Genomic DNA, 12447 nt, shown 5'->3' with positions numbered 1-12447 from the left:
TAAAGGTTATTTTATTTTTTTTCTATCCAAACTTTCATTTTATTGACTCCTCGATTTGACCAAGCATAATAAGGTATCGCTTTCAATTTATTGTTTTTTATGGTATTTACACCTTCTAAGATATTTTCTTTTTGTACTGTAAATTCATCAGATGGTGATATCGAAATCTCATCAAATTTTGGATTATCGACTTCTTCTACTGCGTATACAATTGGCCCATATTCTAAAGATAATTTACCTCTATCCTCTTCTACTTTTTCATTTGCTTTTACTGTTCTAACTTCCATTGGGAAATTGATTTCGATTTTATCATTTCCACTCCAATTTCTAGTAATATTAAAATAGCCATCTTTAATTGAAGTTGCTATTTTTTCACCATTTATAGATAAAGTAGGCTGTGATTTAGAGGTCTCTGTATAAGAATATAAATTGCTTGGTAAAACCTCGTTTCTACTCCAACCTGGTACACGAAATTTCAATGTAATTTCAGCATCAGATTCAACAGACATTTGTATTTTTCCATTCCATGGATAAGATGTTTCTTGAGTAACTTTTACTGCTTTTCCATTTAAGTTAATATTGGCATGACTTGATGCATATAAATTAACATAAACCTCATTATTTCCTTTTGAATAAATTAATCCAGGAATGGAAGGGACAAAACGAATGACGTTAGTGGGACAGCAAGAACAATCAAACCAAGCTTGACGTGTACAAGAACCACGATTTGATTTATAAACACCATCAGATTCTAATGCATTTGGATAGAAAAAATTGGTTCCATCTAATGATAATCCTGAAATTAATCCATTATATAATGTACGCTCTATTACATCAAAATACTTAACATCACCATAAAGATTGTGCAATCTGTGATTCCAATACACATCTCCAATAGCTGCACAAGTTTCATTATATGCAGTTAGATTTGGCAACTCATAATTTGCACCAAATTGCTCTCCATCATGTTTTGCTCCAATTCCTCCTGTAATGTACATTTTTTTAGAAACCATATTGTTCCATAATTTGTTTACAGCGTTCTCATACAAAGTATCTTTTTGAATGGCTGCAATATCTGTCATTGCAGCATACATATACATGGCTCTCACAGAATGACCTACGACTTCATCTTGATTAACTACTGGAATATGATCTTGAGAATATGGTCCAAATAATTTATGATTTTCTGGATTTCCTCGGTTATCTAAAAAGTATTTTGCTAGTTTAAGATATTCTTTTTTACCAGTAATTTGATAGAGTTTTATCAAACCCGTTTCAATAATTTGATGCCCTGGAACTGCAGATATTTTAAGCTCACCTTCGCCAAAAGTTTTTACCATTAAATCCGCATTTTTTAAGGCGATATCTAAAAAGTTACGTTTTCCTGTTGCCTTATAATGTATGGCTGCAGCTTCATATAAATGCCCTGCATTGTATAACTCGTGGCTCATAAATAATCCATCCCATCTTACTCCTTTTTCTGTTTTTACCCAAGGTGCAGGCGGTTTTGCAGGGTTAATGGTTCTCCAAGTGGTTAAATAGCCATCTTTTTCTTGACCTACTTTTATAATACTCACTAATGAATCTAGTACGATTTCTAGCTCTTTATTTGGTGCAGAAATTAACGAGTTTGATGCACCTTCAATAATTTTATAAACGTCTGTATCATCAAATGGCATTTCACCTTTAACTTCTCCTTCCATTTTTCCTCCTGCAATTAAGAAATTGTCTAAACGTCCTTCTTCTTCACATTTGGCAATAGCATATTCAATGGTTTTTTCTTGAACACGTTTGATAATTGGTAGCCAAAATTTATCTGTGACTTTAACTTTTTGAATATCTACAGGTTGAATAGCATATCCTTTTGAGTCACTCTCAGTTTTTTTAACCTCTTTTTGTTCAGAGTTACAAGCCAAAAGAGCTAAAAATAGATATACGATATTTCTTTTTCTTAATTTCATTTTTTAATCTTTTTTACTAGTATCAACTACATCATATACTTTTTCTAAATAATCTTTATACAAAGATTCTCGCTGAAACATGTTGATGTAAAAAAGCGCAATTAAATCGTTTTCTGGATCGATAATGTATTCTGTACCCATTAAGCCACCCCACCAAAAAGCAGTATTTGAAACAGCATCAATATGTTTGTTTTTTTCATTGGCCAATTGAAATCCTAATCCAAATTGAAAATTTTCACCTCCTGAATTAACTTTTGGAAGTCTATTGATAGTTGTCATTTGTTCAATAGTTTCTGCTTTTAAAATTCGGTTTCCATTGAATTCTCCTTTATTTAAAAGCATTTGACAAAATTTGGCATAATCTTTAATTGGTCCATTTAAACCAATGGCACCTTCTGCATAAGTTTGTTTTTCACTTACAGCTCCTTTCGCATACATCATTGATCCAGGCTCTAATTTGCCATCAACATAATTGTATGGTTTTACAAATTTGGATAGTTTTTCTGATGTAAAAAACCAATCTGTATCATTCATCCCTAAAGGATTTAATATAGTTTCCTTTACATATTCCTGTAATGATTTCCCTGAAATATATTCAATTAAATAAGCTAACATATTAGTACTGATGTGATAATTCCATTCTGAACCAGGATCAAAACCAAGTGGATATTTTACCAAATCCATCATTTCTTGTTTTAAATATTCAGATTTTGGATTTCCACCAAAACTTCTTTGACCATTAGGTGTTGAATCAGTTTCAACTTTTCCAAACTCACTTAATTCTGTACTTTTCCTTTTTTCTTTTGCTCGAATTTCTTTTACCAAGCCAGCATTTAATCCTGATGAGTGAGACATTAAATGAGTAAAAGTCATTGGAGATTTTACAGGTCGAGTTTCGTAAGTTCCACCCTCATTTACTTTTGTTACAACCTGATTTGGGATTTGAGGAAAATATTTAGATACAGGGTCGTCTATGGCTACTAATCCTTTTTCAACTAAAGTCATAAAAGCGACTGTAGTAATTGCTTTTGTCTGAGAAAATAGTACATAATAATCATCCACACTCGCTGGAATATCATTTTCAATATCCTTAAAACCAAATGATTTGTTATAAATAATGTTTCCGCCTTTAGCTACAAAAGCTGTAACACAATTTACTTTTTTATTGGTTACATAAGATTGCAACAAAGCATCAATATCTGCAATTTTTTCTTTATTGATATTAAGATTATTTAAATCAACCTCTTTTTTAAAACTTTGAGGTGTTTCTGGTTTTTGTTGCTTAGCGTTTTGACATCCAAAAAAAATGGATACCAATAATATAAAAGCAAGATTGGATTTTTTCATCATTTTAAATTAAAATTTAACTGTTGGCCATTCAGCTCTATCCCATTCAATTTCTTTAACTAGTAATTTTGAGCGTCCTTTATCTTCTTTATCATAAGCGTGCGCAACAAAGTAGGTTTTTCCATCAAAATCGTAAACAGCAGAGTGCCCAATACCAGCATACTCATCTGTTTCGCCAGCAACAAAAGTACCTCCACCAGCATACAAAGGTTTTCCTTCCTTATCAAAATAAGGACCTCTTATATCTCTGGAACGACCCACTACTGTTTTGTAAGTACTGTCTAATCCTCTACAACAATAACCTGTTGATACAAACAGATAATAATATTGATGTCTTTTATAAATGAATGGTGCTTCAATTGTACCATCTCCTGGATCTGTATCTGGCATACCAAAAGTTCTTTCTTGTTTAGCAATGGTGTACCATTCTTGTGGTTCAGCCAACGCTTTCATTGTAGCGTCTAACTTTACCAATTTAAGACCACCCCAAAAGGAACCAAAAGATAACCAACCTGTGACTTTACCTCCCCTTTTTTTTTCAAAATAAACATTAGCATCAATGGCATTCCAAAAATCACGACCTGGTATCGATTTGAGAATCATTCCATGATCTACCCATTTATAATCTGAACTATTTTGGTCTAAAGTTTTATTTGTCATTACACCAATTGCTGACGTGTTTTTAGCAAAAGCAGAAGGTGAATAATACAAGTAATAGGTACCATCTAAAAATTGAATATCAGGAGCCCAATATCCTCTTCGATGTCCAGGAATGATATCTTCTGTAACCCATTTTAAGTCACTAGGAACTGGTTTAATTCTCTCCCATTTTTCTAAATCTGTACTTTTGGCAACTCCTCCACCAGTTGTAAATAAATAAAATACATCACCTTGTTTAATCATTACAGGGTCATGTGCTAAAAAACCTTTTGAATCATCTGGTTTCCAACTTGGTTGCGCTACTGAACATCCACTATAGAATAACGATAAAAATACTAAAGTGAATAGGTATATATTTTTCATAATCGTATGTTATTATAATTTCTTCTAGTTTTATTTCATTAAGTATTTATCAAAGAAATCTTCTAAAGCAGGATCTGTAATTTCTAGTTGACCATTGTATGCAATTCCATGGTTACCTTCCATTTCAAGATATTTTAAATTTGTGTTACCTGCAGCTTTCATCTTTTCTACAAAATCTCTAGTTCTTTCAGGTAAAACAACAGCATCTTCTGAACCTTGAATTAAGAACATAGGTGGATGATTGGCAGCGATATAACCTATTGGCCACCATTCTTTTTTTGCCATAGGCACATCTCTACCCAATTCTGTTGGAGGTGAACCAGCACCAGCAACTGTTACCTCACTTGAATAATTGTCCCAGCCACCATCGCCTTCTAAACCATCAGATTTATCGGTCATTGCAAGCATCATAGACAAATGTGCTCCTGCAGAATGTCCATAACTTCCAATACGATTTGGGTCAACATTTAGTTCCTTAGCATGAGCACGAAGCCACCTTACAGCACATTTTACATCTTCTATACAGGCTGGAAATTCTGCTTCTCCTGTTAATCTATATTCTACATTAATTGTTACGTAACCCTTTTGGGCATATGCGACCATCATTTTCTGATAAACATCTACAGATTTTGAACCAAAACGCCATCCACCACCATGAATTATTACCAATGCTGGACGCAACTCGTTGCCAGAATTCTCTGGCATGGCTAAATCAAGTTTCCAAGAATCACTATCTCCTTTTCGATAAGGTATGTCTTTGGTAACTGTAATGGTTTTATAATCCTTTTTTAGAGAAATTTCATTATTCTTAGATTGATTTTCTAATTCTATATTTGAGTTCTTTTTATTACAAGAAAGCAAAGAAAAAAATAGGAATATCAATAATACGTTGTTTACTGTAAATGTTTTCATCATATTTTATGGAATTAGTTCGTTTTATTTTTCAAAGTCCAACCTTTGTAATTTGATAAATCTTGCTTTAAAAAGATGTTCGAATTATCTTTTGATTTGAATTGCCAATCCAACCAACTTAAAGTTAAACGAGCAAAATCCCCACCAAATTCTTCATTAAAAGTACCTCCATGTCCTACATTTTCTAAACTTGCGAAAACCACAGAAACATTATTGATTCTTTTAAAATCTAAAAGCGCATTGTGATAAGCGACATCTGTTTCTCCACCTAAAATGTAAATTATTTCACCATGTAATTCTTTTAAAGATGCTTTGCTAGCCCCAGCCATAGTCATATCTCCCATACCAGAATTAAACATCATATACTTTTTAATTCGTTTGTCATCAGCAACAGCCATAACTTGAGCACCACCACAAGACATACCACATGCTGCTATTTTTTTTATATCTGCCAATTGATAATAATCACTTTCTTCTTGATTTACTTGTTCTGTAATCCAATCTATTGCAACTTGAAGTTTTTTGTTTGGTGTATTTTTATGTTCTCTTTCTTCAACCGTCCTTTGTAGTTTACCAATCGCGATAATTAAATAGCCATGAGAAGCAACTTCTGTTAATAATCTTTCATGATGAATAGAAGAGTCCATACATCCTCCATTTGCCCAAACTATTATTGGCAACTTGCCTTCTGTTTTTGTTGCCAATTTAATATCTAAAGGGCGATATACTACAAAATCGGATAAGGTTTTTTCAGTTACACCTACTGCTTTGTATAAACCACTTCCTCCATTATCTATAATTTTTGAATTTACGATTTGTCCGAAACTACAAATAGTCGTCATAATAATTAAGAGAAATGTGATAGACGCTGTTTTTATATTTTTGATTTTATTTTTTTGCATAAAATGATATTTCTACAAACAACTAATTTGATTAAGTTTATTTGTTTTGATTTTCTTTTGCTTCTATTTCTTTATAATATTTTTGAAGTGTATAAAAGGCTAACTTTTTATTCCCTCCATCACCAATCAATCCTTTACGGTTCCAATTTCTTTGATAGGTTTGATTATGTCTTTTTGGTGAACGAAAATCGGTTAAAATCCATGGTGACAATCCACTGAAACTCTTAGGAAACTGATTTTTAAACATTTTTATTTGTTCTTCATAATACCATTGTTGATACTCTTCACTAAAGCGTGCTTCTTTGACGTCATGATATCCACTTTTCGCTCCGGCGCCTGTCTCACTAATAAAAAATGGCTTTTTATACTTCAGCTTCCATTCTGCTGTTTTACAAGCTTCTGGTGTGCCAATATACCAACCCAGATATTCATTTAGTGCAATAATATCAGTATGCGCACCTAAAGGATCGTCAACAAAATTGAAGCCATTATTATAATGTACTTCAAGTGCTGCTGCCACTAATCTTGTATCGTCTAATTGCTTTGTTTTTTTTACAAGATTCGTCATAAAATTTGTTCGAGATGCGCTTACAGGTGTTTCATTTCCTACGCTCCAAATAATAACAGAAGCTCTATTTCTATCTCTTGCAATCATTTCTTTTAATTGAATTTCTGACTTTTTATAAACCTCTGGATTATCAAAATCAATAGTCCAATAAACGGGAATTTCTGTCCACAATAGTATGCCTAGAGAATCTGCCAATTTAGGCATGTATTCGTTGTGTGGGTAATGCGCCAAACGAGCCATATTGGCATTTAATTCTTGAACTTTTCCAAATAATTTTTTAGCATCTTTTTTACTATTCGCACGTCTTTGTTCTTCAGAAACTTCCTCGTGTATGCTAATTCCTCTAAGAAATATTTGATTGCCATTCAGTAGTATTTTTTCGCCATCAACTTCTATTTTCCTAAACCCTATTTTATCTGTAATAGAATTGTTGTTGAATTTAAAAACCACATCATAAAGCTTAGGTTTTTCTGTGGACCATAACTCTAATTTTTTAGCCTCAAAATTTACTTTTACAGAATCTCCACTTGCTTGAAATTTCTTAGTTAGATTGAGTTCAGGAATAGTAATTGAAACTTCTCCTGATGCTACTGGTTTATTTAATTTAACCCAGCCATTAATTTGATAACGTTTTTTCTTTATGGATTTTAATATATCCTGATTTTGAGCCAACTGAATATGATACTGTTGAATGTATTGTTTTGGTGTAATAACCAGTTTTACATCTCTTGTAATACCTCCATAATTCCACCAATCTGTATTAACAGTAGGTACCTCATTTGGATAGCGGTTATTATTTACATGAACTACTAAATTATTATCTTGATCCTTTAATAAGTTTTCCGGAATTTTGAAATTAAAAGCGGTAAATCCACCTTTGTGCATTCCTAACTTTTTACCATTTAAATACACGTGTGCTTCGTAATTTACAGCACCAAAATAAAGATATAAATCCTTATTATTAAGTGCATTTGGCTTATCAAAATTTCTTTGATACCACACAGTACCTTCATAAAATAAAAATTTTGGATCTTGAGAGTTCCAATCTCCTGGAACTTTAATGGTGTTAGGGTTTTTAAATTCGTGCTCTGTCCAGTCCGATTTCTTTTTTGATTCTAGTTTGTTCCAATAAGCACCTGGATCAGATTCAGGCCTTTCTTTAAAGCGATAGTCATAAAACCCTGTTTCATATGGATCAATAATATAAAACCAAGTTCCATTTAACGACACTGTTTCTCTGCCTTCAGTGTTAATTATGAGATTATCTTGCGCTGCAACGAAGTTGAAACTTAAACATAGTGTTATAATTATCCCTACAAAATGCTTCATTGTTCTTATTTTAAAAGTTGAATGGTATACCCATATTCATAATTATTCGCTAATAACCTGTACTTTTCATGTGGCAATGCTCCCCAACTAGTATCGCCACCAACACCTCTTTGCTTATAATCTACATGCAAATACACCTTATCTTCTGGATGAATATCTGTAGTATGTCGTTGTTGTTTGCTACTCCCTGCATCTAAAGATTCTGTAGAAAAGTTTAATGCGCTAAAACCTAGAGGTTGCAAGCCATTTATTTGAATACCTATTCCTTTATCATTCATCAATTTGAGCCAACGTACATCGGTTTTATAACCATTTTCTTGTGGACGAATGTATTCCCATGTAAATTGATCTGATGTTGTACTTTGGTAGGATCCTATAAAAGCCGAAGTATTTCTGTCTGAATAATTTTCCCAAGGGCCACGACCATAATATTCGAGATTATTATAATTACCTGACAAAACCATTCGCATTCCAAAACGCGGTAATTCTGGCACTTCTAAATCTTGTAAATCTATTTTAGCCTTGATATTAATACTTCCATCATTTTGAATAAAATACAAAAGTGAGTATGGAATCTGTTGCTCTGTTAAAGTCATATGCACTTCAATTGGTAATCCTAAATTAGACTGTTTACCAACCTTAATTGAAGTGATTTTTTTAGCTTTGTGAGCATCTTTCCAAAGTATAGATTTTTTTTGCATAGCATTACCAAAATCATTGTCTGTAGTTGCTCTCCAGAAATAAGGTTCTGGATATGCCAAAAAACTGCTTTTGTCATCTTTTAAGGTATATGATGTTATTTTACCATTTCTCAGGTTGAATTCTCCATGAATCTCATCTGTTTCAAAAGTTAAAACATCATCTAATTCTTTGATTTTAAGTGCTGCTTTATTTTTGGTTTCTTTGAAATTGAAATCAAAATAATTTTTATTTCCTAATTGGAATTGTACTCTAGAAAGTTCATGGCCTTTTGGAATCAATCCTTCAGTTTTTCTTGTTAAAGCATATACATTTATAAAATATTCTGCATCGTTCTCAACATCTGCAAAAGGCAAATTAACATGAGTTGATGTTTGTGGTTTCCCTTCTATATCAATGACACCTTTATCTATAATATTTCCATTTTTTAAAAGTTCCCATTGAAATGAAAAGTCTTTTAAATTGGTGTAGAAATATCTATTTTGGATTGATAGTTTTGAATCTTTCAGTTGAAACTTAATAGGAGCATATACTTTTTTTACTTCATAAATTGCAGGATGCACTTTTCGGTCTGCTGAAACTAATCCATTTGCACAGAAATTATTATCGTTTTGTAGATTATCACCTCCCAAATCTCCACCATAAGCCCAAAAATTCTTACCATCTTTTTCTGCCAAAAGTCCTTGATCTACCCAATCCCAAATAAATCCACCTTGCATTTGTGGAGAATTGTCAATGATATCAAAATACTCTTGAAAATTTCCACTGCTATTTCCCATAGCATGACTGTATTCACACATGATGAATGGTCGTGTTTTATTCGTAAATTTTGCATAATCTCTCATACGTTTCAAACTTGGGTACATAGGACAAATTATATCTGTATTTTTGTTTTCACCTGCTTGTTCAAACTGAACCAAACGTGTATCATCAAACTTTTTTAACCAGTCATAAGCTTTATAAAAAACAGGTCCATTTCCACATTCATTTCCCATTGACCACAAAATTATTGAAGGATGATTTTTTGTGCGTTTAGCCATTCGTTTTATCCTATCTAAATGTGCTGCTTCCCAAACTGGCAAATACGCAGGATGAACCTTCTTATTAAATGGACCTTGCAATGTAGCTCCCATAGCATGAGTTTCTATGTTTGCTTCTTCAACAACGTATAAACCAAATTCATCACAAAGTTCATAGAGTTTTGCTGCGTGTGGATAATGGCTCATTCTAATGGCATTGATATTATTTTGCTTCATTAAAGCCAAATCCTTACGCATCATATCTTCATCTGGAACATGACCTTTAGTAGGATGATGCTCATGTAAATTAACTCCATGGACTTGGATAGGATTTCCGTTAACCAAGAGTTGTGCGTTTTTTAATTCAACCGTTCTAAACCCTGTTTTACCTGAAACATAATAGGATTTAGATTCTTCATCTTGCCACTGAATGAGGTAGGTGTATAAATAGGGTGTTTCATCACTCCATTTATTAATTTTTGGCAATAAGGTTTTAAAGTTGACTATTGTTTGATTTGTTGATATTTGTCTTGAGTCTGAATATATTTGACCTCCCTCTGTATCCAATAATGCAAATGATACTTCTGTATTTTCTGTTTTATTTTTATCAAATCGCCTTAGATAAATACTTACATCAAGAGTACCTTTTTGGTATGTAGAATCCAATCCAGATTTTATAAAAAAGTCCCAAACTGAAAGTTTAGGTAGTGCTTGTAAATACACATCGCGTTCAATTCCACTCAATCTCCAAAAATCTTGATCCTCCAAATAGCTTCCATCATGCCAACGAAATACTTGTACAGCTAACAAATTTTCTCCTTCATTTAAAAAATCAGTTACATTAAACTCTGAGGGTGTTTTGGAAGCTTTGGTCATGCCCACTTCTTTACCATTGAGATATACTTTTGCATATCCAGAAATAGACCCAAAATGTAGAATAACTTCTTTATCACTCCAATCTTTGGCAATAGTAAAGTGTGTTCTATAAGAACCTACAGGATTATAAGCGTCATCAACAAAAGGAGGGTTTTTGGGAAAGGGATAGGTTACATTCGTGTAAATTGGGATGTCAAAACCTTGTAATTCCCAGTTAGAAGGAACTTGAATTTCATTCCAATTAGTATCATCAGTTTCAATTTTATAAAAATCTAATGGTCTTTGGTTTGGTGTTTTCACAACATCAAACTTCCAAGTGCCATTTAAACTTTGATATAAAGTTGAATTATTTTTATCATTGGAAATAGCAGATTCCTTTGAATGATGTACTATAAATTGAGTATGTGCCTGCTCTTTGTTTCTATCTAAAATTTTCGGGTTTTCCCATTCGTTTTTCAACTCTTGGCAATGAAGTACTCCAGCCATTATGACTATAAAACAATAAACAATATGTTTGTTTAATTGTTTCACTTTTTGAGACTTTTATAACGAAGCATTGCTTCTACCAAATAATAATCACCATAAGATAATGGAACATTTACTTCACTATGGGTTGGAAGATCTCCTACACCATGTTTTAAAAGAAATCCTCCATTTTCTTTTGGGGCTGCAAAATATTCTGGAGTTAACAAGCTCGTTAATATCTCTTCAGCATTAGTATTATAAAATTTAGCTAAATCACCTTCAGTGTAAGTCCCTAACTCTAACAAAGCTGAAGCGATTATTGCTCCTGCAGAAGAATCTCTTTCCTCATTTGGAATATTTGGCGCATTAAAATCCCAGTAAGGAATTTTATTTTTAGGAAGATTTGGATGCTTTAGAATAAAATCTGCAATACGCTTTGCTTGGTCTAAATATTTTTGATTTTTTGTAGCTCTATACATCACTGTAAAACCATACAAACCCCATGCTTGACCTCTTGCCCAAGCTGAAGAATCAGCAGCTCCTTGTCTTGTAATTTTAGCTTTTACATCTCCTGTTTTCTCATCATAAATCAATTGATGGTAAGAACTATTATCTTCTCTAAAATGGTTCTTAAGTGTTTTTTCAGCATGATTTACTGCAATATTGTAATAAGTATCATCTCCACTATATTCTGATGCCCAAAATAATAACTCCAAATTCATCATATTATCAATAATTACAACTAAATCTCCTTCACCTGCATGATTCCAAGGCTCACTATTCCAAGAGCGAATTGCCTGAACCTTATCATTATAACGTGTTGATAATGACTTTGCACTGTTCATTAAAATAGTTTGATAGTCTTTGTTTTCTTCCAATCGATTTGCATTTCCAAAGCTGCAATACATCATAAAGCCTAAATCGTGTGTGTCTGTATTGGTTTGTTCTCTTTTTAAATCATCTAAAAATGAAATCGCTTCTTTTTTTAATTTAGGTGCACCTAATACTTCATCTAAATAAAGTAATGTACCAGGATAAAAACCACTGCACCACCAACCAGAATTACTTGTAACTAAAGTGTCATTTTCAAAAGTTCTTGGATATTGACCTATTTCAACTTGATCACTTAAATATGAATATTGCTTAACTGCAACATTTAAAGCATTATCAACAGTTGCTAATAAACTTTTTTCTGTTTTTTTAGTATCATTCGTTTTTGATTTCTGCTTACATGATAAAAAGCTAATCAATAAAAAACAACTTAAAATAATTTTAGATTTTTTCATGATAAATTTTAATTTTAGTTTGTTATCATTTACCACTAATTTGGTTACAATAACTATTTT

The 12447-nt window shown here is 32.4% G+C and carries 8 protein-coding genes; all 8 read right to left on the bottom strand.

Annotated elements, in window-relative coordinates:
- Positions 1-11: 11 nt before the first annotated feature.
- Genes ACTG3V_RS00130 through ACTG3V_RS00095 form a run of 8 tightly spaced genes read right to left on the bottom strand, consistent with a single transcriptional unit; the run spans position 12 to position 12387 of the window.
- Entirely contained in the window at positions 12-1961 is a 1950-nt protein-coding gene (locus ACTG3V_RS00130) for a glycoside hydrolase family 127 protein (protein ID WP_439130086.1), read from the bottom strand.
- A 3-nt stretch (positions 1962-1964) separates the two neighbouring features.
- Entirely contained in the window at positions 1965-3308 is a 1344-nt protein-coding gene (locus tag ACTG3V_RS00125) for a serine hydrolase domain-containing protein (protein ID WP_439130084.1), read from the bottom strand.
- A gap of 9 nt (positions 3309-3317) precedes the next feature.
- Positions 3318-4331 (bottom strand): family 43 glycosylhydrolase, encoded by a 1014-nt coding sequence (locus tag ACTG3V_RS00120; protein ID WP_439130083.1) that lies wholly within the window; start codon positions 4329-4331, stop codon positions 3318-3320.
- Positions 4332-4361: 30 nt separating this feature from the next.
- Entirely contained in the window at positions 4362-5243 is an 882-nt protein-coding gene (locus ACTG3V_RS00115) for an alpha/beta hydrolase fold domain-containing protein (protein ID WP_439130082.1), read from the bottom strand.
- A gap of 14 nt (positions 5244-5257) precedes the next feature.
- On the bottom strand, positions 5258-6145 hold the full coding sequence (locus ACTG3V_RS00110; protein WP_439130081.1) for an alpha/beta hydrolase family protein: 888 nt from the start codon (positions 6143-6145) through the stop codon (positions 5258-5260).
- A gap of 37 nt (positions 6146-6182) precedes the next feature.
- Positions 6183-8042 carry a glycoside hydrolase family 2 protein gene (locus ACTG3V_RS00105; RefSeq protein ID WP_439130080.1) on the bottom strand — a complete coding sequence of 620 codons (1860 nt, stop codon included), beginning with the start codon at positions 8040-8042 and terminating at the stop codon, positions 6183-6185.
- Between the two features lie 5 nt (positions 8043-8047).
- On the bottom strand, positions 8048-11167 hold the full coding sequence (locus ACTG3V_RS00100; RefSeq protein ID WP_439130079.1) for a glycoside hydrolase family 2 TIM barrel-domain containing protein: 3120 nt from the start codon (positions 11165-11167) through the stop codon (positions 8048-8050).
- Positions 11164-12387 carry a glycoside hydrolase family 88 protein gene (locus ACTG3V_RS00095; RefSeq protein WP_439130078.1) on the bottom strand — a complete coding sequence of 408 codons (1224 nt, stop codon included), beginning with the start codon at positions 12385-12387 and terminating at the stop codon, positions 11164-11166. Before ACTG3V_RS00095 ends, ACTG3V_RS00100 begins: the two co-directional genes overlap by 4 nt.
- Positions 12388-12447 lie beyond the last annotated feature (60 nt).

Origin of the sequence: Polaribacter sp., from assembly GCF_965660385.1 — a bacterium.
GTDB lineage: Bacteria > Bacteroidota > Bacteroidia > Flavobacteriales > Flavobacteriaceae > Polaribacter.
Note: the sequence above shows the minus strand (reverse complement) of the source record. Positions and strands in the feature narration are given on the sequence as shown.

Excerpts from the sequence above, each read along its gene's own strand:
- ACTG3V_RS00130 (WP_439130086.1), bottom strand. The coding sequence starts at position 1,961 with ATGAAATTAAGAAAAAGAAATATCGTATATCTATTTTTAGCTCTTTTG.
- ACTG3V_RS00125 (WP_439130084.1), bottom strand. The coding sequence starts at position 3,308 with ATGAAAAAATCCAATCTTGCTTTTATATTATTGGTATCCATTTTTTTT.
- ACTG3V_RS00120 (WP_439130083.1), bottom strand. The coding sequence starts at position 4,331 with ATGAAAAATATATACCTATTCACTTTAGTATTTTTATCGTTATTCTAT.
- ACTG3V_RS00115 (WP_439130082.1), bottom strand. The coding sequence starts at position 5,243 with ATGAAAACATTTACAGTAAACAACGTATTATTGATATTCCTATTTTTT.
- ACTG3V_RS00110 (WP_439130081.1), bottom strand. The coding sequence starts at position 6,145 with ATGCAAAAAAATAAAATCAAAAATATAAAAACAGCGTCTATCACATTT.
- ACTG3V_RS00105 (WP_439130080.1), bottom strand. The coding sequence starts at position 8,042 with ATGAAGCATTTTGTAGGGATAATTATAACACTATGTTTAAGTTTCAAC.
- ACTG3V_RS00095 (WP_439130078.1), bottom strand. The coding sequence starts at position 12,387 with ATGAAAAAATCTAAAATTATTTTAAGTTGTTTTTTATTGATTAGCTTT.